This is a genomic window from Castellaniella caeni NBRC 101664 (assembly GCF_001592225.1).
Taxonomy (GTDB): Bacteria; Pseudomonadota; Gammaproteobacteria; order Burkholderiales; family Burkholderiaceae_B; genus Castellaniella; species Castellaniella caeni.
In genome coordinates this window covers 15,157-38,855 of the sequence record NZ_BCWN01000019.1, presented here as the reverse complement: position 1 = coordinate 38,855, position 23,699 = coordinate 15,157, and the positions used below count along the sequence as shown (strand labels likewise).

Annotated in this window: 19 protein-coding genes and 1 tRNA gene; 7 read left to right on the top strand and 13 right to left on the bottom strand. The window is 66.2% G+C overall.

From position 1 onward, the window contains the following. Positions 1-9: 9 nt before the first annotated feature. From CCA01S_RS11770 to petA, 7 genes are all read right to left on the bottom strand, one after another. Positions 10-1,110 carry a YXWGXW repeat-containing protein gene (locus tag CCA01S_RS11770; protein ID WP_066458743.1) on the bottom strand — a complete coding sequence of 367 codons (1,101 nt, stop codon included), beginning with the start codon at positions 1,108-1,110 and terminating at the stop codon, positions 10-12. A gap of 147 nt (positions 1,111-1,257) precedes the next feature. After that, positions 1,258-1,333 (bottom strand) — tRNA-Thr (locus CCA01S_RS11765). A gap of 41 nt (positions 1,334-1,374) precedes the next feature. Then, positions 1,375-1,806 carry a ClpXP protease specificity-enhancing factor gene (locus tag CCA01S_RS11760; protein WP_066458741.1) on the bottom strand — a complete coding sequence of 144 codons (432 nt, stop codon included), beginning with the start codon at positions 1,804-1,806 and terminating at the stop codon, positions 1,375-1,377. Between the two features lie 2 nt (positions 1,807-1,808). Beyond that, positions 1,809-2,417 (bottom strand): glutathione S-transferase N-terminal domain-containing protein, encoded by a 609-nt coding sequence (locus CCA01S_RS11755; protein ID WP_066458737.1) that lies wholly within the window; start codon positions 2,415-2,417, stop codon positions 1,809-1,811. Between the two features lie 54 nt (positions 2,418-2,471). Further along, the gene (locus tag CCA01S_RS11750; RefSeq protein ID WP_066458735.1) at positions 2,472-3,317 is read right to left on the bottom strand and encodes a cytochrome c1; all 846 of its coding nucleotides are present in this window, start codon (positions 3,315-3,317) and stop codon (positions 2,472-2,474) included. Positions 3,318-3,350: 33 nt separating this feature from the next. Continuing rightward, positions 3,351-4,739 carry a cytochrome b gene (locus tag CCA01S_RS11745; protein ID WP_103035368.1) on the bottom strand — a complete coding sequence of 463 codons (1,389 nt, stop codon included), beginning with the start codon at positions 4,737-4,739 and terminating at the stop codon, positions 3,351-3,353. A 39-nt stretch (positions 4,740-4,778) separates the two neighbouring features. Beyond that, positions 4,779-5,426, bottom strand: coding sequence for a ubiquinol-cytochrome c reductase iron-sulfur subunit (petA, locus tag CCA01S_RS11740; protein ID WP_066458731.1), 648 nt, complete (start codon positions 5,424-5,426; stop codon positions 4,779-4,781). A gap of 165 nt (positions 5,427-5,591) precedes the next feature. Between petA and mscL the strand changes: the two genes are divergently transcribed. Further along, a complete protein-coding gene (gene mscL, locus CCA01S_RS11735; protein ID WP_066458729.1) occupies positions 5,592-6,044 on the top strand; it encodes a large conductance mechanosensitive channel protein MscL in 453 nt (150 codons plus the stop codon). Positions 6,045-6,065: 21 nt separating this feature from the next. Here the strand turns inward: mscL and CCA01S_RS11730 are convergent, their stop codons facing one another. After that, complete coding sequence (locus CCA01S_RS11730; protein WP_066458724.1) at positions 6,066-6,845, bottom strand: Nif3-like dinuclear metal center hexameric protein; 780 nt, start codon at positions 6,843-6,845, stop codon at positions 6,066-6,068. Positions 6,846-6,878: 33 nt separating this feature from the next. Between CCA01S_RS11730 and CCA01S_RS11725 the strand changes: the two genes are divergently transcribed. Beyond that, positions 6,879-8,147, top strand: a complete 1,269-nt coding sequence (locus CCA01S_RS11725) for a trypsin-like peptidase domain-containing protein (RefSeq protein WP_066458723.1) — start codon at positions 6,879-6,881, stop codon at positions 8,145-8,147. 76 nt (positions 8,148-8,223) lie between these two features. On the opposite strand, the gene hemB is transcribed toward CCA01S_RS11725, so the two are convergent. Continuing rightward, positions 8,224-9,243, bottom strand: coding sequence for a porphobilinogen synthase (gene hemB / locus CCA01S_RS11720; RefSeq protein WP_066458722.1), 1,020 nt, complete (start codon positions 9,241-9,243; stop codon positions 8,224-8,226). A 33-nt stretch (positions 9,244-9,276) separates the two neighbouring features. After that, complete coding sequence (gene yihA / locus CCA01S_RS11715; RefSeq protein ID WP_066458721.1) at positions 9,277-9,900, bottom strand: ribosome biogenesis GTP-binding protein YihA/YsxC; 624 nt, start codon at positions 9,898-9,900, stop codon at positions 9,277-9,279. A 259-nt stretch (positions 9,901-10,159) separates the two neighbouring features. Here yihA and CCA01S_RS11710 point away from each other — a divergent pair, with 259 nt between their 5' ends. From CCA01S_RS11710 to ccsB, 3 genes are all read left to right on the top strand, one after another. Further along, entirely contained in the window at positions 10,160-10,852 is a 693-nt protein-coding gene (locus tag CCA01S_RS11710) for a c-type cytochrome (RefSeq protein WP_103035372.1), read from the top strand. A gap of 184 nt (positions 10,853-11,036) precedes the next feature. After that, complete coding sequence (locus tag CCA01S_RS11705) at positions 11,037-13,094, top strand: cytochrome c biogenesis protein ResB (protein ID WP_439951507.1); 2,058 nt, start codon at positions 11,037-11,039, stop codon at positions 13,092-13,094. Continuing rightward, complete coding sequence (gene ccsB / locus CCA01S_RS11700) at positions 13,084-14,445, top strand: c-type cytochrome biogenesis protein CcsB (RefSeq protein ID WP_066458718.1); 1,362 nt, start codon at positions 13,084-13,086, stop codon at positions 14,443-14,445. Before CCA01S_RS11705 ends, ccsB begins: the two co-directional genes overlap by 11 nt. A 182-nt stretch (positions 14,446-14,627) precedes the next feature. Here the strand turns inward: ccsB and CCA01S_RS11695 are convergent, their stop codons facing one another. The 3 genes from CCA01S_RS11695 to CCA01S_RS11680 form a co-directional block, all read right to left on the bottom strand. After that, positions 14,628-17,528 (bottom strand): putative bifunctional diguanylate cyclase/phosphodiesterase, encoded by a 2,901-nt coding sequence (locus CCA01S_RS11695; RefSeq protein ID WP_157076538.1) that lies wholly within the window; start codon positions 17,526-17,528, stop codon positions 14,628-14,630. Between the two features lie 170 nt (positions 17,529-17,698). Then, positions 17,699-18,982: a diaminopimelate decarboxylase gene (gene lysA / locus CCA01S_RS11690; RefSeq protein ID WP_066458715.1), complete on the bottom strand. Its 1,284-nt coding sequence runs from the start codon at positions 18,980-18,982 to the stop codon at positions 17,699-17,701. A 224-nt stretch (positions 18,983-19,206) separates the two neighbouring features. Further along, on the bottom strand, positions 19,207-21,684 hold the full coding sequence (locus CCA01S_RS11680; protein ID WP_084386718.1) for a penicillin-binding protein 1A: 2,478 nt from the start codon (positions 21,682-21,684) through the stop codon (positions 19,207-19,209). A 217-nt stretch (positions 21,685-21,901) separates the two neighbouring features. Between CCA01S_RS11680 and CCA01S_RS11675 the strand changes: the two genes are divergently transcribed. Together CCA01S_RS11675 and aroB are read left to right on the top strand one after the other, a co-directional pair. After that, a complete protein-coding gene (locus CCA01S_RS11675; protein ID WP_066458711.1) occupies positions 21,902-22,453 on the top strand; it encodes a shikimate kinase in 552 nt (183 codons plus the stop codon). 120 nt (positions 22,454-22,573) lie between these two features. Continuing rightward, complete coding sequence (gene aroB, locus CCA01S_RS11670) at positions 22,574-23,656, top strand: 3-dehydroquinate synthase (protein ID WP_066458710.1); 1,083 nt, start codon at positions 22,574-22,576, stop codon at positions 23,654-23,656. The last annotated feature ends 43 nt before the right edge of the window (positions 23,657-23,699 follow it).

Genomic DNA, 23,699 nt, shown 5'->3' with positions numbered 1-23,699 from the left:
GCCCGCCGTTCAGCGGCGTTCTTCGCCCCGATGTGCGGGGCGATGGGCGCCGGATCGATCTTCGCGTGCCGGGGCCTCGGCGCGTTGCCTGAATGGCTGTTCGGCCGGACGCGTCTCGGGCTGTCGGGCGCTTTGCTGCCGGAACTGCGGCTGGGGCGCGGCTTGCCGGGGCTCCGGGCGGGATTCTTGCCGCGGTGCCTGTGGCCGCGCTTCGGGTTGCCGATTGAACGTCGGCGGTCGCATTTCGGACGGTCGATTGGCCGTCGGCTGACGTGTCTCGGGTTGCTGAGCGGCCATCGGCTGCCTGTGTTCGGACGGCGCGCGTTCTGTGGGCGCGCGCTGTGCTGCCTGGGCCCCGGCGCGATGCATGTCCGGCTGCCGCGCGCTGCCGCCTGGCCCGCGTGCTTCGGCGGGCCGCGTGGCGGGGGTGTTGTCGCGTCGTCCCGCCTGCATGGGCGGCAGGTTCTGGTGCCGCTGTTCGGCGTAGCGGCGCTGCTCGGCGCTGGGCATGGCCGTCAGGCCGCCGCGCCCGCCGTTGTAGCTGACCCGGTCGTGCGACACGTGGTTGATCACGGTCTTATCGACGTACACATTGTGGATGTTGGTGACGTTGACGTTGTTGACGGCCCGGTTGTAGTAGAAATTGCGGTCGCGCCAGTAGCCGCCCACGTAGCCCACGCCAAAGTAGCCAAAACCGTAATTGACGCCGCCGTAGAAGCCCACTTGCGGCCCCCAGTATCCAGCGTGCCACAGATAGGCGCCATCCGACCAGCCCCACCAGCCCGGCGTCCAGAGCAGCCCGACGGCGGGCGGCATCAGCCAGACGCCGTCCACCCAGTCATAGCCGCCGCCATTCCAGGCCCAGTAGCCCGGCGTCCAGATGTAGCCGGGCGCCGGCGCCACGGGCTGCACGACCACCGGCAAGGCCGGCGGCGCGAGCGTGATGCCGATCCCGATGCTCACCGCCGCCTGCGCGGCGGCAGGCAACAGCAAGGCGGGCGCGCCCGCCAAAGCGCAGACCAGCGCCAGGGGCGCCAAGCGCGGGAATTGCCGTGTGGTGTCGCGCGGTGCCACGTCGTGCATGGCCAAATCAACTGTCTTGCCGTTCATGAGCTTCCCCGCTTGATGCGGATGCAGCTATGACCAGCCTGGCGTGCTTTGGTTCCATCCAACGATGCGTCTGGTTACTTGTTCCGGCATCGGGCGCCGACCATGCAAAACGCCAGCCCCGCAAGGCTGGCGCAAGTGCTTGAAAGCTGGTGCCGGTTAACGGAATCGAACTGTTGACCTTCTCATTACAAGTGAGCTGCTCTACCAACTGAGCTAAACCGGCGCAAGATCGCCATTCTACTCGAAATGGCGCTGATCAACGGGTCACTTGACGATCTTCAGGTGGGATGGTTTGGGGGGTTCCGGCGTGTCGTCCGTCGTGGATGCCACCGAGGCGGGTGGGGCGCCGGTCTCGGCATCGTCGCCGCCCGGGTAGGGCTGCGAGGCCACCACTTCGAAGCCCATGCCGGCCCCGGTTTCGCGTGCGTAGACCGCCGAGACCGCCGCCACGGGCACGAACAGGTGTTCGACCACGCCGTTGAAGCGCGACTCGAACTCGATGTATTCGTTGCCCAGCGTCAGCCGGTTGGTGGCCAGGTGGCTGATGTTCAGCGTGATCTGGCCGTCGTGCACGTGCGCCGCCGGCACCACCGTGTTGCTGTCCACGGTGACCACCAGATACGGTGTATAGCCGTTGTCCGTGCACCACTCGTGCAGCGCGCGGATCAGATACGGTTTGGTCGAGGTTTCCTGCATGATCAGCGGCGCATGACCTTTTCGGACGGCGTCAGCGCCTCGATGTAGGCCGGGCGCGAAAAGAGGCGTTCGGCGTATTTCTGGATGGGGGCCGCGCTCTTGGGCAGCTCGATGCCGTAGTGTTCGAGGCGCCACAGCAGCGGGGCGATGGCCACGTCGAGCATGGAGAAGTCTTCGCCCAACATGAACTTGTTCTTTACCAGCAGCGGGGCCAGCTGCGCGAGGCGGTCGCGGATGCTGGTGCGTGCCGCGTCGCGCTGCTTTTCGTCGCTGATGCCGCGATTTTCGAGCGTCGAGACGTGCACGAACAGTTCTTTCTCGAAGTTGTACAGAAACAGGCGCGTGCGGGCCCGCATGATGGGGTCGGCCGGCATCAGCTGGGGGTGCGGGAAGCGCTCGTCGATGTACTCGTTGATGATGTTCGACTCGTACAGGATGAGGTCGCGCTCGACCAGGATGGGCACCTGGCCGTAGGGATTCATGACCGCGATGTCTTCCGGTTTGTTGTACAGATCGATATCGCGGATTTCGAAATCCATGCCTTTTTCGAACAGCACAAAGCGGCAGCGTTGCGAAAAGGGGCAGGTCGTCCCGGAGTAGAGCACCATCATGTCGTGGATTCCAATACAGAAAAAGCAGGGGATGCGCCCCGAAGGGCGCACGAATTACCGGACGTGCTTCCAGTAGGCCTTGTTCATGCGGGTGGCCACGAACAGGAACAGGAACAGGAACAGCATGACCCAGACGCCGATCTGCTTGCGCAGAAGCTGCCCGGGTTCGGCCATCCAGCCCAGGAAGTTGCTGAGGTCGGCCACGTTGCTTTCGAATTCGCTGTAGGTTTTCTGGTCAGCGGAGTCAAAGCGCCCGGTGTGGGTGGCATCGCCGTGGTAGTCGGCCAGCTTCTCGCTCTTGGCGGAAGGAAAGCCTGCTTCATCGTACACCGTGGTGGTGCGTTCCCAGTGCTCGTTGCCCTGGGCGTCGGCCACCTGATGCACGTCGATGCTGGTGTAGGTGCGCGGGCCTTCGAGTTCCCAGAGCACGTTGGGCATCGCCACGCTGGGGAACACGGTGTTGTCCCAGCCGGTTTTCTTGGTGGTGTTGCGATAGAAGCCGCGCAGGTAGGTGTAGATGTAGTCCACGCCCGAGGGGCCGAAGTTGGCGCTCTTGGCGCGGGCGATCACCGAGAGGTCGGGGGGCGCCGCGCCAAACCATTTTTTCGCGTCTTCGGGCGTCATGGAGATCGTCATCAGATCGCCCACCTTGTCGCGCGAGAACAGCAGGTTCTTCTTGATCTCGTTTTCCGTCAGGCCGAGATCCATGAGCTTGTTGTAGCGCATGGAGTTGGCGCTGTGGCAGTTGAGACAGTAGTTGACGAACAGCTTGGCCCCGTTTTGCAAGGCCGCGAGGTCGGTGATGCGGTCGGGCGCGCGGTCGATGTGCGCGCCGCCTTCGGCGAAGGCCAGTGTGCAGGTCAGAGACAGGGCCAGTGCACCGAGCAGTTTCTTGATCATGGTCGTTTCCGTAACTTATCAGTGATTAGGCCATCAGTGGGCGCGGAAGGTGACGCGATCCGGCACCGGCTTGAACGTGCCCAGGCGGCTCCAGACGGGCATCAGCAAGAAGAACGCCAGGTAGATGGTTGTAAAGATTTGGCCCATCAAAGTGGAGGAAGGGGTCACGGGTTGCGTACCCAACCAGCCCAGGATCAGGAAATCGACGATGAAGATGGCGTACAGCACCTTGTGCCACGACGGACGGTAGCGGATGGACTTGACCGGCGAACGGTCGAGCCAGGGCAGGAAGGCCAGGATGACCACGGCGCCGCCCATGGAGACCACGCCCCAGAACTTGGCGTCGAGCGTCTTCATGAGGATGGCGACCACGATGAGGATGGCTGGCACGGCCAGGCGCCAGAGGCCCGAGAGCTTGCCCTTGGCAAACAGCGCCAGCGCAGCCACGACGGCACCGGCGGAGAGCACCCAGGTGAAGTCGCTGGTGGTGGCGCGCAGCATCGTGTAGAACGGCGTGAAATACCACACCGGCGCGATGTGCGGCGGCGTCTTCAGGGGGTCGGCCGGAATGAAGTTGTTGTATTCCAGGAAATAGCCGCCCATTTCGGGGCCAAAGAAGATGATGGCGGCAAAGACGATGAGAAAGCCTGCCACGCCCACCACGTCGTGCACCGAGTAGTAGGGGTGGAAGGGGATGCCATCGACCGGGCGGCCATATTTGTCTTTGGGGCCTTGCTTGATTTCGACGCCATCGGGGTTGTTGGAACCCACTTCGTGCAGCGCGATGATGTGCGCCACCACCAGGCCGATGAGCACCAGGGGGATGGCGATCACGTGGAAGGAGAAGAAGCGGTTGAGCGTGGCGTCGGACACCACGTAGTCGCCGCGGATCCACAGGGACAGGTCAGGGCCGATGAAGGGGATGGCCGAGAACAGGTTGACGATCACCTGGGCGCCCCAGTACGACATCTGGCCCCAGGGCAGCAGGTAGCCGAAGAAGGCTTCGGCCATGAGCGACAGGAAGATGCCCACGCCGAAGATCCAGACCAGTTCGCGCGGTTTGCGGTACGAACCGTAGAACAGGCCGCGCAGCATGTGCAGGTAGACCACGACGAAGAACATCGAGGCGCCCGTGGAGTGCATGTAGCGGATGAACCAGCCGCCGGGCACTTCGCGCATGATGTATTCGACCGACTCGAACGCGAAGCGCGCGTCGGGCTTGTAGTTCATGACGAGGAAGATGCCGGTGACCACCTGGATGACCAGCACCAGCAGGGCCAGCGACCCAAAGAAATACCAGAAGTTGAAGTTTTTCGGAGCATAGTATTCAGACATATGCTCTTTGAACATTTTGGTGAGCGGGAAGCGGCGGTCTACCCAGCCCAGCAACCCGGTCGTCTCGACGATTTTTTCGGCCATGATGGCTCCTTCAGTATCGGGGAATGATGAACGATGGGCTCATCAGGCCTTGTTGGGGTATTCATCCACCCCGATCATGACGTGCGTGCCGTCGGGAGAGAACGCGTAAGGCGGAACCTCGAGGTTGTCGGGCGCCGGCTTGTTCTTGAAGACACGGCCGGCCAGGTCGAAGGTGGAGCCATGGCAGGGGCACAGCCAGCCGCCCGGCCAGTCGTTGGGCAGGCCCGGCTGGGCGCCCGTCTGGAAGTGGGCCGTGGGCGAGCAGCCCAAGTGCGTGCAGATGCCGATGCAGATGAAGATTTCGGGCTTGCGCGAGCGCCATTCGTTTTCGGCGAAGGGCGGCGTGAAACCGGGACGCTTGGATTCGGGGTCGGCGAGTTCGTCGTCGTGTTTGGGCAGGTCTTCGAGTTCGACTTTGCTGCGGTGCACGATCCAGATGGGCTTGCCGCGCCATTCGACCACCATCATCTGGCCCACGGGCAGGCCGGAGATGTCGGCCTCGACGGGCGCGCCAGCGGCCTTGGCCTTTTCGGAAGGGGCAAACGACCCGACCAGGGGAACGGCGGTAGCGACGCCGGCCACACCACCCAGGGTACAGGCCGAGGCCACCCAGAAGCGACGGGAAGGATCGGGGGGCAGGTTGGGGTCGACTGCGCCCTGCTCATCGGACTGTGTCGGGTTTTGACTCATGGGTTATCCCTGGTAGCCGCCCTGGCGGGCGAAAGCGTTTATCAAATCAGCTTGTGCAAGGGGGTGCTCTTACCACATGGGCGAAATTCGCGCACCCCACGAGGGTCTTCAACCGCGTATTATAGCGTTACGACCAGTGGGGTAAATGTGCAGAGGAGGGTTCATATGGCCAGCGCACGGGGTTTCATCAAAGAATTTCAAGAATTCGCCGTCAAGGGCAACATGATGGATCTGGCCATCGGCGTCATCATCGGTGGCGCCTTTGGCAAGATCATCGATTCCATCGTCAACGACCTGGTCATGCCGATCATCAACTTCATCGTCGGCGGCAAGGTCAACTTCGACAACCTCTTCTGGGTACTGCGCCTGCCCGCCGACTACGCCGGGCCCATGACGGCGGCCGACCTCACCAAGGCCGGGGCCGTGGTGTTCTCGTGGGGGCATTTCCTCACCGTGTTCGTCAACTTCTTCCTGCTGGCCCTGGTGGTGTTCGTCATGGTCAAGATGGTCAACAATGCCCGGCGCCGCTTTGAAACCCCCGTCGCCGAAGAAGCGCCGCCCACGCCCGAAGACGTGCTGCTGCTGCGCGAAATCCGCGATTCCCTGAAGAAAAACTAAGCTGCGCGGCTGGGCTGGGGCTCATACCGGGTTGTCGATATCTACAAACGTGCAGGGCACGCCAAATTGCGCCTCGATGGCCGCGCCCAGCGCCTGCACGCCGTAGCGTTCGGTGGCGTGGTGCCCCGCGCTGAGGTAGGCGCAGCCGGTTTCGCGCGCCAGGTGCACCGTGGGTTCTGAAATCTCGCCGCTCACATAGCAGTCGGCCCCGGCGGCCAGGGCCGCATCCATCATGCCCTGGGCCGCGCCCGTACACCAGGCCAGATGGCGTACTGGCTGGTCGAGTTCGCCGATCACCAGGGGCTTGCGGTTCAGGCGCTGGGCCAGGTCGGTGGCCAGCTCGCCCACCGTGCAGTCCCAGGCGGGCGTGCCCAGCCAGATCAGGTTGTCAGGCCCGCAGCGGTGCGGCGTGCCGTCAGCCTGGATGTCGGGCGTCCAGTCCATCACGCGCGCCAGCTGCGCGTTATTGCCCCATTCGGGGTGCGCGTCCAGCGGCAGATGGTAGGCAAACAGGTTGATCTCGTGTTCGAGCACGGCGGCCAGCCGCCGGTGCTTGGGGCCGCGGATGCAGGGGTTTTCGTTCTTCCAGAACCAGCCGTGGTGTACCAGGATGGCGTCGGCCTTGCGCGCGATGGCGGCCTCGATCAGGGCCTGCGAAGCCGTCACTCCGGTGATGATGTGGCGGATTGCGTCGCGGCCCTGCACCTGCAGGCCATTGGGGCAATAGTCTCTGAAGCGTTCGGGCTGCAAGGTGATGTTGAGCCAGTGTTCGAGTTCGGCGCGGGATATCTGTGCGGGCATAATGAGGAAATCTGGATTTTGGGAAACGTGCTGATGCAACGATTGTGGCTGATTTTCGCCCAGACCGTCACGGTCTGCCTGGGCGTGCTGTTTCTGGTGTCCACCTTGCGCCCGCAGTGGCTGCCGGGCGGCACCGCCTGGATGACGGGCGCGGGGCAGGTGGCGGACGGCGGTCAGCCGGCGGGGGCACCAGCCCAGGGGCCGGGTGCCGCGGCAGGCGGGGGTGGCGCGCCTGCCCAGGGCGGGGCTGCTGGCGCGCCCGCAACCGGGCTGCCCGGTGCGGCGTCCGCACGCGGCCTCGGGGTGCTCAGCTACGCCCCGGCGGTGCAGCGCGCCGCCCCCTCGGTGGTCAACGTCTACACCCGCAAGCACATCGACGTGCCGCTGGTGCCCATGCCCCCCGATCCCCACCTGCAGCAGCTGCTGCGCAGCGTGCCGGGCTTCACCCAGCGGCAGAACTCCACCAGCCTGGGCTCGGGCGTCATCGTGCGCGCCGACGGCTACATCCTCACCAACAATCACGTCATCGAATCGGCGGACGCCATCGAAGTCAGCCTGCAGGATGGCCGCCAGGCCAGCGCGCGGCTGGTGGGCGCCGATCCCGAAAGCGATCTGGCGGTGCTCAAGATCGAGCTCGACAAGCTGCCCACCATCGTCTTCGACCCCGACCGCAGCGTGCGCGTGGGCGACGTCGTGCTGGCCATCGGCAACCCGTTTGGCGTGGGGCAGACCACTACCCAGGGGATCGTCTCCGCCCTGGGGCGCAACCGCCTGGGCATCAATACCTACGAAGACTTCATCCAGACCGACGCGGCCATCAATCCGGGCAATTCGGGCGGGGCGCTCATCGACACCGAGGGGCGCCTGGTGGGCATCAACACCGCCATCTATTCGGAAAGCGGCGGCTCGCTGGGCATCGGCTTTGCCATCCCCTCGGGGCCCGCGCACCAGATTCTCGACCAGATCATCGAACATGGCCGCGTGCAGCGTGGCTGGCTGGGGCTCGAACCGCAAGACATCACGCCCGACCTGGCCCAGGCCTTCCATCTGCGGCATGCCCAGGGCGCCATCGTGGCGCGCGTGTTGCCGCGCGGCCCGGCGGCCCGCGCCGGTGTGCAGGTGGGCGACATCATCACCGCGCTGGACGGCCAGCCGGTGCGCGATTCATTCGATCTGCTCAATCGCCTGGCGCCGATGAAGTCAGGCGATACCGCGCGCCTGCAGGTGCTGCGTGGCGGCAAGACGGTTTCCATGGACGTTACCGTGGGCGTGCGCCCGGCAGCGCAGTCGGCCCGCCGGTGATGGGCGCCGACAAGCGCCGGGGCGGGCCGAGTGCAGGCTGTTCACAGGGCCTTCCGGCGTGAGGGCAGCCCGTGCGTCAGTGCCCCGGGTGGCGCAGCAGCTTGGCCGCCGCGATGGCGAAGTACGTCAGGATGCCGTCGCCGCCCGCGCGCTTGAAGGCCAGCAGGGATTCCATCATCACCTTGTCGTGATCCAGCCAGCCGTTGGCGGCGGCCGCCTTGATCATGGCGTATTCGCCGCTGACCTGATAGGCATAGGTGGGCATGCCGAAAGCGTCTTTCACCTCGCGCAGCACGTCCAGATAGGGCAGGCCGGGCTTGACCATCACCATGTCGGCGCCCTCGCGGATGTCGGCGGCCACTTCACGCAGGGCTTCGAGACGGTTGGCGGGGTCCATCTGGTAGGTGGCCTTGTTGGATGTGCCCAGATTGGCCGCCGAGCCCACCGCGTCGCGGAAAGGCCCGTAGAAGGCGCTGGCATACTTGGCTGAATACGCCATGATGCGCGTGTGGATGCGTCCGCGCCCGTCCAGCGCCTGGCGCACCGCGCCGATGCGCCCGTCCATCATGTCGCTGGGGGCGACGATGTCCACGCCTGCTTCGGCGTGGGTGAGCGCCTGGCGCACCAGCATGGCCACGGTGGCTTCGTTGATGAGCTGCCCGTCGGCGTCGAGGATGCCGTCCTGGCCGTGGCTGGTGTAGGGGTCGAGCGCCACGTCGGTGAGCACGCCCAGCTGCGGGAAATGCTGCTTGAGCAGCGCCACGGTGCGCGGGATGAGGCCGTCGGGGTTGGCGGCCTCGATGCCGTCCGGCGTTTTCAGGGCCGGGTCGATGTGCGGAAACAGCGCCAGCACCGGGATGCCCAGCTGCACGCATTCTTCCGCCGTGCGCAGCAGCGTGTCGGGCGAGTGACGCACCACGTCGGGCATGGACGGCACGGGGTCGTGCACCCCCTTGCCTTCTTGCACGAACACCGGGTAGATGAGGTCGTCGGCGGACAGCCGGTTTTCGCGCACCAGGCGGCGCGAGAAGTCGTCGCGCCGGTTGCGGCGCAGGCGGGCCGTGGGGAAATCGACGGGGGGGAGGAACTGAGTCATGGTGATCTCCTGTGTGTCAAGGGTGCGCCGTCGTCAGGGCACCACCTGCGGTGAAATCCAGTTTTCGATGTGCGCGGCGGCGTCTTCCAGGCCGATGCGGTGCGTGGCCGAAAACGGCAGCGCCGCCAGGGTGCCGATCTCGGCCAGGTCTTTGCGCACCTGGGCCACGGCGCGCACGCGCTGGCCATAGGGCAGCTTGTCGGCCTTGGTGAGCAGCGCCAGGGTGGGCAGGCCGCGCAGGCCGATCCAGTGGGCCAGGCGCCGGTCGAGGTCGGTGACGCCGCGACGGATGTCGATGAGCAGCACCACCCCCGCCAGGCTGCTGCGTTCGTGCAGATAGCCGCCCAGCACGTCGGCCCATTCCTCGCGCGATTTCTGGTCGACCGCCGCGTAGCCGTAGCCGGGCAGATCGACCAGAAACCCCAGCCAGGCATCGGGCGTCATGGGGTCGGGGATGCCAAACAGGTTGATGAGGCGTGTGCGCCCCGGCGTTTTGCTGGAAAACGCCAGGCGCCGCTGATTGGTGAGCACGTTGATGGCCGATGATTTGCCCGAATTGGAGCGCCCCACGAAGCAGACTTCCGCCGTGGTGGGGGCGGGCAGCTGGTCGAGGCGGGCGGCCGAGACCGTGAAGCGAGCGCGATGTAGGAGAGACACGTCAGATGAATGAAAAGGATGGGGGATGGGCCACGGCGGTGGCGTGCATGTAACCAGGGGGCCAGGCCTTGCCCGGGCTGGCGGGCGGCGGCTGGATGAAGACAGCGTGCAGGCGTGGAAGCCCCGATGGCCTATTGTATAATCCCTGCTTGTCTTTGTTACGCCATACACCCTGAACTCGTCCAGGTTGTGCGGCCCATGATCGATCGCGCCCCTGGCGCCCGTACCCGTACTTAGTACCGACCCACAAGAGGACCTCATGAAGCGTGCGCTTTCCAGTATGTTCATGGTCGGCAGCCTGATGCTTGCCGGCGCCCTGCCTGGTCTGGCTCACGCTCAAGACGCCGCCACGGCGCCCGACGCCAAGGCTGGCGAACAGTTGTTCGTCAAGGGCGACATGTCGCGTGGCGTGCTCGCCTGTGTCACCTGTCACGGCGCGGGCGGCAACAGCACCATTCCGGCCAACCCCAACCTGGCCGCCATGCCGCACGAATACATCGCCAAGCAGCTGCGCGATTTCGTCCCGCAGGGCGACAAGCGCGCCGTGCGCACCGGCCCCGATGGCGCACCGTCCATCATGGCCACCATCGCGCCTGCGCTTACGCCCCAAGACGTGCAAAACGTGGCGCTTTACCTGTCGCAGCAAAAGCTCGACTGGAAAACCGCCGGGACGGCCCAGCACGAAAAAACGCTCGAACGCGGCCAGCACATCTGGCGCGCGGGCATCGCCGACCGTCGCGTGCCGGCCTGTGCCGCCTGCCACTCGGCCAATGGCGCCGGCCTGCCGGGCGAATTCCCGCGCCTGGCCGGGCAGCACCCCGAATACATTCTCGAACAACTCAAGCTGTTCGCCTCGGGCGACCGTGCCAACGACATCATGCACGACATCGCCGACCGCATGACGCTGCCCGACCTCCAGGCCGTGGCGGATTACGCGGCGGGCCTGCGCTAAGTCAGGCGCGGCGCGCCGGGGGGCGCCCGCGGCGGGCGGTGCGGTTCACAGTTCGCGCCGCCGGGCATCCGGCAATTCCTGGTTGTTTCTGGGGTCTTGGGAGGGGCGGCAGAGACAGCTGGTGTAAGGTTGAACTTTAAAATTTTTACCAAGGGGAGACGCGCGTATGCGCCTCCCCTTTTTCTTGAATCGGGTCGCCGTGGCATTCTCTTCCAGTTCCCGCATACGAGGCACAGACATCATCGAGCTGCTGGGCTCGATGCGCTTTGCCATCAGCCTGCTGATGTTCATCTGCGTGGCCAGCCTCATCGGCACGGTCTTGCCGCAGAATCAGGCAGCCAACAGCTACATCGATCAGTTCGGGCCGTTCTGGTTCAGCGTCTTCGATCAGTTCTCCATCTGGCACATCTACAACAGCCCGTGGTTTCTGCTGATCATGGCGTTTCTGGTGGTGTCCACCACGCTGTGCGTGATGCGCAACGCGCCCAAGATGATCCGCGACATGCGCACCTTCCGCGAATATGTGCGCGGCTCCAGCCTGCGGGCCTTTCACCACAAGGTCGAGGTGGACAGCACGCTGTCGGTGGCGCAGGCGCAGCAACAGGTGGGGGCGCTGCTGCGCACCCAGGGCTACCGCTACCGCGTGCGCCAGGATGGCGAGGCCGTCATGGTGGCCGCCAAGAAAGGGGCGGCCAACCGCCTGGGCTACATCTTTGCGCACGTCGCCATCGTCGTCATCTGCCTGGGCGGGCTGCTCGACAGCGAACTGCCCGTGCGCCTGCAGACCTGGCTCTTCGACAAGCAGCCCATCATGGGCAACATGCTGATTTCCGACGTGCCCGAGTCCGGGCGCCTGTCGGCGCGCAACCCCAGCTTCCGTGCCAATATGCTGGTGCCCGACGGCAAGCAAAGCAGCATGGGCATCGTCACGGCGGGCCAGGGCGTGCTCTTGCAGCCCCTGCCGTTTGCCATCCGCCTGAAAAAATTCTACGTGTCGTATTACGACACCGGCATGCCCAGCGACTTCCGCAGCGACGTCACCGTCACCGACCTGGCGACCGGCAAGTCGTTCGACCGCACCATCCAGGTCAACGAACCCCTGCACTACAAGGGGGTCACGGTGTATCAGTCCAGCTTCGATGACGGCGGCAGCGGCCTGCACCTGAAAGCCTGGCCGCTCACCGGCGAATCGGCCCAGCCCCTGACGCTCACCGGCACCGTGGGGCGCGAGGGCCGCCTGCCCGCCAGCCTGGGCGGGCAAACCGTCGATTACACCGGCCTGCGCGTCATCAACGTCGAAAACCTGGGGGGTGACAGCCCGCAGCCCAAGAACCTGGTGGCCAACGTCGCCGCCGTCACCGGCAGCGCGGCGCGCCCGCGCAACGACAGCCTGCACAACGTCGGCCCCAGCATGCAGTACCGCCTGGTGGGTGCCGACGGCCAGGCGCGCGAATTCACGCAGTACATGCTGCCCGTGAAGATCGACGATTTCCCCATGTTCCTGCTGGGCACCCGCGACACGCCGGCCGATGCCTACCGCTATCTGCGCATTCCCGCCGACGACCAGGGCACGGTTGACGAATTCATGCAGCTGCGCGCGGCCCTGGCCGACCCCGCCTTGCGCGATCAGGCCGCGCAGCGTTTCGCTGAGCACAACGCTCCCGCGGGCGAACAGCGTACGCTCATGTTCCAGGCGGCCAGCGGGGCGCTGCGCACCTTCTCCGAAAAGGGCTTCAACGGCATCATCGATGCCGCGCCCGCCGATCAGCGCGAGAAAATCCTCAACTTCGCCGTGCCCATGATCCAGCTCAGCCTGCAAGAATTGCGCGCGATCGCGCGCGCGCAAAATCATCTGCCGCCGCTGGCCACCGAAGGCGCCGCCGCCGAGAAGCAGGCCCAATGGCTGCGCCTCTCGGTGCTGGCCCTGGCCTCGCTGCCCGACTACGGCGCGCCCGTGGCGCTGCAGCTCGCCAGCTTCGATCAGGTGCAGGCCAGCGTCTTCCAGGTGGCCCGCAGCCCAGGCAAAATCACGGTTTATATCGGTTGCCTGCTGCTCGTGCTTGGCGTATTTTCGATGTTCTACATCCGTGAACGTCGGGTCTGGGTCTGGGTGCGCCCCACCGACCAAGGCAGTACCTGGCTGGCCGCCATGACCACCCAGCGCCGCAACCTCGATTTCACCCACGAATTTGAACGACTGCGCGATGCCCTGCGCCGTCTAGGAGCCCGCCATGACAACTGATACCCTGACGCACGAGTCCTTGGGCCTGTGGTCCGAAGACATGAACACCAGCGGCGACCGCCGAGGCCGACGCGGGCGCCCCAACTGGACCGACTTCGGTTTCTTCCTGCTGCTGGCCGTGGGCGCGGGCCACGTGCTCACCGATTACGGCCAGTTCATGGACTACTACGAAAAGCTCATCTTGCTGGGGGCGGTGGCGCTGTTCAGCTGGATGGGCTGGCTGTGGCGGCCCCTGCGCGTGCTGATGATCGCCAGCGGCCTGACGGCCCTGCTGGCCGTCTGGCTCTACAGCCCCACCGGCGCCCTGCTGCAGGGCGATCTCTCCCGCTCGGAAACCAATTTCCTGCTCAAGTACCTGCTCTCGTCGCAGTCGGCCATTCTGTGGATGTGCGCCCTGTTCGTGCTGGCCACGGTCTGCTACTGGATCGGCTTTGCCAGCAAGACGGCGGCCTGGGTGGGCACCTTCCTCACCTGGGGCGCAGTCTACGCCGGGCTCACCGGCCTGCTGGTGCGCTGGCGTGAAGGCCACCTGATGGGGCCTGACATCGGCCACATCCCCGTCAGCAACCTGTACGAAGTGTTCGTGCTGATGTCGCTCATCACGGCGCTGTTCTACCTGTACTACGAACGCCGCTACGCCACCCGCGCGCTGGGCGGCTTCGTGCTGCTGGTCATCAGCTCGCTGGTGGTGTTCCTGCTGTGGTATTCGTTCACGCGCGACGCCTACCAAATCCAGCCCCTGGTGCCGGCCCTCAAGAGCTGGTGGATGAAGCTGCACGTGCCGGCCAACTTCATCGGCTACGGCACCTTCAGCCTGGCGGCCATGGTGGGCTTTGCCTACCTGGTGAAATCGCACGGCGAGACGCGCAGCTGGAAGCCGCTCATCCCGGTGTTCGCGCTGGGGGCCGTGCTGTGCGCCGAACCCTTCGTCTTCGGCTCGCGCGAACTCTCCGCCACCTGGATGCTGTATTTTGGCGTCGGCGCCCTCATCGTGGGCAGCATTCTGGCGTTTCGCGCGCCCATTGCGGCCCGCCTGCCCTCGCTCGAACTGCTCGACGACATCATGTACCGCGCCATTGCCGTGGGCTTTGCCTTCTTCACGGTGGCCACCATTCTGGGCGCCCTGTGGGCGGCCGACGCCTGGGGCACCTACTGGCAGTGGGATCCCAAAGAAACCTGGGCGCTCATCGTCTGGCTCAATTACGCCGCCTGGCTGCACATGCGCCTCATGAAGGGCCTGCGCGGCGCCATGGCCGCCTATTGGGCGCTCAGCGGCCTACTGGTCACCAGCTTCGCCTTCCTGGGGGTGAACATGTTCCTCTCGGGCCTGCATTCGTACGGCGAGCTGTAAACCCGTCAACCAACCAATGCGCCGGATAACGATTCGGGGTGGACAGGCCAGCGGCCCGCCCACCCCGAATCGTTTCCTGCCGCCGAATCAGGGCCGCGTCTCGTTCAGTCGATTTGTTTGCTGTGCGTCAGGGGCCGATGCCCCGTTCAGCGGGCTGCGTGGCCTTGCACCAGGGGCCCCGTTCAACCCGCCGTGTTGAACGTCCGGCCGCTGAGTTCTTCCACGTACGCCTGCGCCGCCGGGTTGGCGATCAGGGGCAGGATGTTGTCGTAGGCCAGCATGTCGCTGGGTGCCCGCGCGGCTGAAATCACGTACCCCTGCACGTAATCCACCCCCATTTCAGCCAGGGTGCGCAGCGTGGCGGCGTCTTCCACCCATTCGGCGATGCACTCCATGCCCAGGTTGTGGGCCAGATCGACGATGCTGTTGACGATGGCGATGTTGGCCTCGCTGGTGAGCATGTCGCGGATCAGCGTGCCGTCGATCTTGATGGTGTCGGCGGGCAGCTCTTTCAGGTACGAGAACGAGGTGTAGCCCGCGCCGAAGTCGTCCAGCGCCACGCGCGCGCCCATGCGCTGCAGGCGGCGCATCAGCTGGCGCGTACGTTCGAGATCCTGCAAGGCCACGCCTTCGGTGATTTCAACGCACAGGCGGCGGGCGAACTGCGGCTGCTGGCTCAGCAGGCCGAACAAGGTGTCGATGAAGCGGTCATCATTGAGCGACACGCCACTGAGGTTGATGTTGATCTGTTGCGTGTTGGACAGCTTCAGGTGGTGCTTGGACATCCATTCGAGCGTGGTGGCGAACACCCACTTGTCGATCATCGTGATCATGCCGCTTTCTTCGGCGGCCTGGATGATCTTCTGTGTCTGGGCGGGGCGGCCATCGGTGCCGCGCACGCGCAGCAGCACCTCGAAGTTGAGCGTCTGCAGCGGGTGGCGCAGGGACATGATGGGCTGCATTTCGAGGTAGACGTCCTCGGGGGGCGTGCCTTGTTCCAGTTGCTCGAAGACGCGCAGCTCGTTGGCGTGGTCGAAGAGTTCGTGCGTGTTTTCTTCGTAGAGAATGATGTCCTGGTGCTGCTTGCGCGCCTCTTTGCAGGCGCGGCTGGCCGCGGCGATGGCGTCTTTGGGGCCCATGCGGGCATCGAGATCGATGAGGCCCATGGCGCTCTTGATCTGGAAGGCCCGGTTGCCGATCACGAAGGGCGCCGAGTTCAGGGTCTCGACGATGTCTTGCCCGATGCGGCGCGCCTCGCGGGCGCGCACGTTGGGAAACAGCACGATGAATTCGTCGCTGCCGATGCGCCCCAGCTGCTGCTGTTCGGTCAGGGCGTATTTCAGGCGGTCGCAGGCCAGCTGCAGCAGCAGGTCGCCCGACGAGTGGCCGAACAGGTCGTTGACGCGCTTGAGGTGATCCAGGCTGAGATAGGCCAGGGCGCAGGGCGTGCCCGACTGCTGCAGCGCGTCGATCGAGACCTGCATGGCCTCTTCGATGCCGCGCCGGTTGAGTGTATTGGTGAGCGCGTCGTGGTCGGTCATGAGCCGCAGGTTGCGGATGGTCTCGCTGCGCGCGCTGATGTCTTGCAGCGAACCCTCGATGCGGCTGCCCACCAGGGTGGCGCGCAGTAGAAAATTGCGCACGCCCACCTTGGCGTCCGTCCTGGGATGCTGCTGGATTTCGGTGTCCCGGCCCTGTTCGGTGGCCAGGGATACGCTCACCCAGTCGATGTCGGGGAAGAAGTCGTGCCAGCTCAGGGCCAGCGCCTCGGCCTGCGGGGCGACTTGCAGCATGTCGCGGGCGTTGGGGTTCAGGTGCTCGAAGTGGCGTGTGGCCCCCAGGGTGAACAGGCCCAGGGGCGAGAGCGAATCGTGGGCGATGAGTTCGTTGCGGTGGCGCAGGCGCTGCTGCCGGTCTTCGCGGATGCGGTTAGCCGTGGCCAGCGCGATGATCAGGCTGGCGCTCAGCCACAGGTAGACGCTCAGCTCGTCGGCCATCAGGTGGCGCTGGTCGAGCGCCACGGCGATCAGCGTGATCACCACCAGGACGACCACCAGGCTGACGGCGATGGTGTGCCAGAACAGGGGCCGGGTTGCATAGCGAAAGAGGGCGTGGATCAGGGTGGTGGCCACCAGCGCCGTGCCCAGCCAGGCGGCCAGGAAGCACGCCGTCTGGAAGCCCTCGTAGGCGGGCGCGAGCAGGGGCAGGGCCAGCAGCACCGACCCCAGCGCCCCCGCCTGGCGGATTCTGCGAAAGACCTGGCGCCCGAGGCTGGCCCGGTACAGGTGGGCAAAGAGCAGCCAGGTGCAGGTAAACGACATCAGCAAGGTCAGCTTGCGCGACCAGAGCAGCGCGTCGGGGGACAGCAGGTGGCCGAGCCACAGGTGGTCGAGCTTGAGCAGCCAGGCGCTCAGCCGCACGTTGCAGACCAGCCAGGCCGCGAGCAGCACGTACAGCTGATCGCGCGTGGTGAGAGCGATGATGGCGACGAACAGGGCCAGCGTCAGCAGCCCGCCCTCGAGCAGGCCCATCTGGCGGGCGGTGTGTACTTCGGCCGCCGTCAGCGTGGCGGTGGGCCACAGCGCGATGCTGACGGTGCCGGCCATGGCGGCGTCGAGTTCGCACAGCACCTGGCCCGTGGCGAAGTTGGGCACCTGCGCCTTGTGGCCCAGCACGCCGCGGCGAAAGACCAGAGTGCGCAGCCGCTGCGGCTGCCCCGGCTGCAGCAGCCAGCACTGCGGCGCGAGCAGTTCGTTGCCGCGCAGCAGCAGCGTCTGGTCGTCCGCCGGGCTGTCCAGCTCGGTCAGCAGCCAGGCGGGGCCTGTGTCAAAGGGGGCCGACAGACGCAGGGGCTGGCCGCGCAAGGCCGCCAGCGCGTGCGCCGGGCCGTTGAAGCTGCCCGCCTGGAACTGCGCGGGCAGCGTCTGCCCGCTGAGTTCGCCCACGGAGGGAAACCAGTGGGCGGAAGCCAGCACGGCGACCAGCATCAGGATGGGGGCCAGGAAGTACAGCAGGAAGGGCCCCCCGGTGCGAAGAGGGGCGGGTGTTGCGGGAAGTGCTGCGGAATCCTGGGTGGGTGGCATGAAACAGTCAAGCAAGGACGGCCTCTGGGGCCGCTGGCGACAAGTAGGGCTTTACGTTGTCAGGTAACGGCAATCCGTGGCGAAATTTTAGCCCGCGTCCGGGGCTTCCCGGCGGCGGCGTCCCTGCTCGTCTTTGCGGATTGACGGGCGCCGATGCGCCGTGCTGCGCGTCAGGACGAGACTTTGTCGCGGTGCGGCACGCGCTCTTGGGCAAAGAGGTCGTGGATCGATTCGCGCGGCCGGATGAGCCAGGCGTCCTGGCCATCGACCAGCACCTCGGCGGCCCGGGGGCGCGAATTGTATTGGCTGGCCATGGAAAACCCATAGGCGCCCGCCGACTGGATCGCCAGCAGGTCGCCCTGCTCGATGGCCAGCGCGCGCTCGCGCGCCAGCCAGTCGCCGCTTTCGCAGATAGGGCCCACCACGTCGTAGGTCTCGGGCGCCACCTGGGCGCGCGTCTCGACAGGGACGACGCCGTGCCAGGCCTCGTACAGGGCCGGGCGCATCAAGTCGTTCATGGCGGCGTCCACGATGGCGAAGTTGCGCACTTCCGTGCGTTTCAGGTATTCGACCCGGGTGAGCAGGATGCCGGCGTTGCCCACCAGCGAGCGGCCCGGTTCGAGGATCACTTGCAGGTGATGCAGGCCGCGCTGGTGCAGGGCGGCAAACACGGGGTTGAGCAGGTCGGCCGGGTGCGGCGGGGTTTCGTCGGTGTAGCGGATGCCCAGGCCGCCGCCCAGGTCGAGGTGGCGCAGCGTGATGCCTTCGTCGGCCAGGCCCTCGATGAGGGTCAGCAGCTTGTCCAGGGCATCCAGGTACGGACTGATCTCGGTGATCTGCGAACCGATGTGGCAATCCACCCCCACGATTTCCAGCGCGGGGTGCTGCCGCGCCTGGCGGTACAGGGCCGGTGCCTTGTGGATATCGACGCCGAACTTGTTTTCTTTCAGGCCGGTCGAAATGTACGGGTGCGTGTGGGCATCGACGTCGGGGTTGACGCGCAGGGACACGGGCGCGCGCACGCCCATTTCCTGGGCGATGTCGGCCAGGCGTTCGAGTTCGGCGGCCGATTCGACGTTGAAGCACTTGATGCCCGCGGCCAGGGCCTGGCGGATTTCCCAGGCCTGCTTGCCCACGCCCGAGAACACCACGCGCTTGGGCGAGGCGCCCGCCGCCAGCACGCGGGCCAGCTCGCCGCCCGAAACGATGTCAAAACCCGCCCCCAGCCGCTGGAATTCGTGCAGCACGGCCAGGTTGGAATTGGCCTTGACGCCGTAGCACACCAACGCGTCGCGGCCCGCGATGGCGTCGGCGTAGGCCTGCCAGGCCGCCCGCAGGGCGGCGCGGGAATACACGTAGAGCGGGGTGCCGTGGCGTTCGGCCAGCTCGGGCAGCGGGATGTCTTCGGCATGCAGGATACCGTCTCGCGCGGAGAAGTAGGAGGCAGTCGTCATAGGGGCAGTTTATTGTGGCGCGACGGGGTGTGCCGAGGGCACGTCGCGGGGGGCGGAGTCAGGCGCGGCGTCCGGGGACAGTGTCGGCGGCGCGGCCAGCGTGGCGTCGGCTGGCGGGGGCGGGAGCGTCAGCGGCCCCTTCATGCCGCAGCCCCCCAGCAGGGCTGTGGCGCACAGCAGGCCAAGGGCCGGGAAGGCGGAACGCAGGGGGGCGGGCAGGGTCATCAGAAGGGTACGCGGACAGGTTGTGGCACCGCGGCTTCGTGGCCTGATTGCGGCGGCGGTGGCGGAGGCGGCACGGGCTGGCCGTGCAGCTGGTTGAGCAGGGCGCCGATGCCGTCGTCGGACGGCTGGCCGGTCGTGCCGCTCTGCAGGTCGTCGCCCGGGGCGGGCAGGCCCACGCGGGCGACCGCCACGCCGGGCGGAAACTCGGCGAAGTAGAAGTCGTCATCGGTGCGCGTCAGGCCGCTGGGCATGGGGCCGGGCGGAATCTGCGGCTGCCCGGCCAGCGCGATCCGCATGTAGCCCACCCACATGGGCAGCGCGGCGCCCCCGCCGGTCTCGCCCTGGCCCATGGACTTGGGCTGGTCGAAGCCCATCCAGGCCACGGCCACCAGCTTGGGGGTGAAGCCCGCGAACCAGGCGTCTTGCGAATCGTTGGTGGTGCCGGTCTTGCCGCCGATGTCGTCGCGCTTGAGTTCGCGGTGCACCCGCGCGCCCGTGCCGAAGGTGGCCACGCCGCGCAGCATGTCGTCCATCACGTAGGCCGTGCGCGGGTCGATGACGCGCGCCAGCGTGTCGCCCGCGATCGTGGGCCGGGCGCGCATGATGATCTTGCCCGCGCTGTCGGTGACGTGGTCGATGAGGTAGGGCGGCACGCGGTAGCCGCCGTTGGCAAAGACGGCGTAGCCGCCCGCCAGCTGCAGCGGCGTGACGCTGCCCGCGCCCAGCGCCAGGGGCAGCACGGCGGGCTGGCGCGCGCGGTCAAAGCCAAAGCGCGTGATGTAGTCTTGCACGTACTGCGGGCCCACGGCCTGCATGATACGGATGGACACCATGTTCTTGGACTTGTACAGGCCCTGGCGCATGGTGAGCATGGGCTCGTACGAGCGGCCGTAGTTTTTCGGGTTCCAGGCTTTCGAGCCGGTTTGCTCGGCGGTCAGCGAGAACGGCTCGTCGGAAATCTGCGTGGCCGGGGTCAGGCCGCGTTCGAGCGCCGAGGCGTAGATGAAGGGCTTGAATGACGAACCCGGCTGGCGCCAGGCTTGCGTCACGCGGTTGAACTTGCCCTCGTCGAAGTCGAAGCCGCCCACCATGGCCATGATGCCGCCGTCCTGGGCGCGCAGCGACACCAGGGCCGCCTGGATGCTGGGCTTGTTCAGCAGTTCCCAGTAGTCGCCGTATTTGTGGATGTAGACCACCGAACCGCGGCGGATGCGCAGGGAATCCTTGGCCTTGGGCGTCAGGCCCCGGGCCACCACCCGCAGCGCGCGCTTGTCGTTGATGTCGACGATGTCGGTAGGGCTGCGCGCCACCTTGATGTCGGTGGGGCTGGCCGAGAGCACCACCGCCGTCATCAGGTCGCCGTTGTCGGGGTATTTTTCCTGGATGTCGTCGAGGATGTCGTTGAAGGCCTCCGGCTGGTTTTCGATGCCCGCGGGCAGCTCGATGGTTTCTTCGGGGCCGGGGTAGGGCGCGCGGCGGGTGTAGTCCAGCACGCCGGCGCGCAGCGACTCGTAGGCCGCCTCCTGGTCTTTGGAATCGATCGTGGTGTAGATGTTGAAACCGCGCGAATAGATGTCGTCCTGGTAGACGCCGTAGAGCAGCTGGCGGGCGAGTTCCGCCGGGTATTCGCCGTGCACGGCGTAGCGCCCCGAGGGCGTGCCCGCCGCCGACTTCACCACGATGGGCTGCGCCAGCGCCTGCTGGTATTCGGCATCGGTCAGGTAGCCCAGCGCGCGCATGCGCCCCAGCACGTAACCCTGGCGCGACTTGGCCCGCTGAAAGTTGGAGATCGGGTTGAAGCGCGACGGCGCCTTGGGGATGCCCGCCAGCATGGCGGCCTCGGCCGGGGTGATGTCGGCCAGCTGCTTGCCGAAGTAGGTGCGACTGGCGGCGGCAAAGCCGTAGGCGCGGTGCCCCAGGAAGATCTGGTTCATGTACAGATCGAGAATCTGATCTTTGCTGAGCGTGGCCTCGATCTTGAAGGTGAGCAGCAGTTCGTAGAACTTGCGCGTGTAGGTTTTTTCGGACGACAGGTAGAAGTTGCGCGCCACCTGCATGGTGATGGTGCTGGCGCCCTGCGTCTTGGACATGTGCACCACGTTGGCGATGGCCGCGCGCAGCACCCCTGTCCAGTCGATGCCGCCGTGCTGGTAGAAGCGGTCGTCTTCGGCGGCCAGGATGGCCGACTTCATGATGTCGGGGATTTCGTCGAAGCGCAGCACGTTGCGCCGTTCTTCGCCGAATTCGCCGATCAGGACGTTGTCCGCCGTGTAGATGCGCAGCGGTACGCGTGGCCGGTAGTCGGTCATCGCGTGCAGGTCGGGCAGGTTGGGCCAGGCCAGCGCCAGTGCCAGTGTCAGCAGCAGGGCGCCACAGGCGCCCAGACCGGCCAGCAGGACAAAGGCCTTCAGCACCAGGCGCGCAAGCCATGAACGGGCAGGGGCCTTGGGCTGGGAGGTGGTGGAGGTGGTTCTCATCACGGGCGATTGTAAGCCCTGCCCGATTCAGGCCACGGGGCAAAGGCTGAGTGTATGTAACTGGATGCAGCGAATTGAGGGGTGAGGGGCGCCGGAAGCCGCCTGGCGCCGCATGTGGCGATTCTTGGATAGCGCGTGATCGACGCCCGATCCAACGGCGTCTGTTGCGCCAATGCGATAATACACGCAAACCTACCTTTTCCACCCAGTGATATCGATGGAATCCCCCCCTGACACCGCCGCCGTCCCGATCTTTCTCGTTGGCATGATGGGGGTGGGCAAGACCACCATCGGCCGCCAGCTGGCCACCGAGCTCGGGCGCCCCTTTGTCGATCTCGACCACGCCATCGAGGCGCGCTGCGGGGTGCGCGTGGCCACCATTTTCGACATCGAGGGCGAGCCCGGCTTTCGCCGCCGCGAAACCACCTTGCTGGACGAATACACCCAGGTGCCCGGCCTGGTGCTGGCTACCGGCGGCGGCGCCGTGCTGGCCGAAGAAAACCGCCGCATGCTGCAGACGCGCGGCTGCGTGGTCTATCTGCAGGCCGGGGCCGACGAACTCTACCGGCGCGTGGCGCGCGACCGCAGCCGCCCCCTGCTGCGCACCGACGACCCGCGCCAGCGCATCGCCGATCTGCTCGCGGCGCGCGCGCCGCTGTACGAGGGCGTGGCGCGGGTTACGTTCCAGACGGCGGATCAGCCGGTGTCCCACATCCTGCGCAAGCTGGTGCCGCTGGTGCAGGATGCGTTGACCGCCTGCGCGGGTTAAGGCAGCCCTGCCTCGATCGATTCCGTCTCAGCTATGATGGAACCATCCTTTATGGAACAATCCTTTCATTGTCGGTTTCACGCGTGAGGTCGGCACATCCCCTTTCAGCGCACCTTTTGCATGCACACGGTTCAAGTCGATACCCCGGGCGGGCACTATCCCATTCACATCGGTCGCGGCAGGCTGGCCGCGCTGGCCGACAGCATCCCCGCGGATGCCACGGCCATCGCCGTGGTCACCAACACCACGGTGGCGGCGCTCTACGGCGCACCCGTCAAGGCCGCGCTGGCGGCCACCGGCAAGCCGCTCACCTGGCTCGAACTGGCCGACGGCGAGCAGCACAAGACCTTTGAATCACTGAACCAGATTTTCGACGCCCTGCTGGCGGACGCGCGCGACCGCAAGGTAGTGCTGGTCGCCCTGGGCGGCGGCGTGGTGGGCGACATGGCCGGTTTTGCCGCCGCCTGCTACATGCGCGGCGTGCGCTTCGTGCAGGTGCCCACCACCTTGCTCGCGCAGGTCGATTCATCCGTGGGCGGCAAGACGGCTATCAACCACCCGCGGGGCAAGAACATGATCGGCGCCTTCTACCAGCCGCAGGCCGTCGAGATCGACCCCGCCGTGCTGGCTACGCTGCCCGCGCGCGAAGTCTCGGCCGGCCTGGCCGAAGTCATCAAGTACGGCATGATCGCCGATGCGCCGTTTTTCGACTGGTGCGAGGCGCACGTCGCGGCCCTGCGTGCCCTTGACGACGATGCTGTAGCCTATGCCATCCGCCGCTCGTGCGAACTCAAGGCCCAGGTGGTGTCGCAAGACGAACGCGAATCTGGCCTGCGCGCCATCCTCAACTTTGGCCACACCTTCGGCCACGCCATCGAATCCGGCCTGGGCTATGGCGCCTGGCTGCACGGCGAGGCCGTGGGCTGCGGCATGGTGCTCGCCGCGCGGCTTTCCGTGCGCGAGTGCGGGCTTGATCCCGCCGTGGCCGAGCGCATCCAGGCGCTGGTGGCTGCCATCGGCTGCCCCGTACAGGCGCCCGATCTGGGGCCGGATCGCTGGTTCGAGCTCATGCGGGTGGACAAAAAGAACGAAGGCCACCACATCCGTTACGTGCTGCTGCCCGCGCTGGGGCGCGCCACCGTGCAGGCGGTGGACGATGCCCGGGTGCGCCCGCTGTTGCCTGCCGGAAACCTCGGCGCATGAGCACCAGGCGCCGGGCGTCGTTTGTCGCATTTCTGTCCCTGTC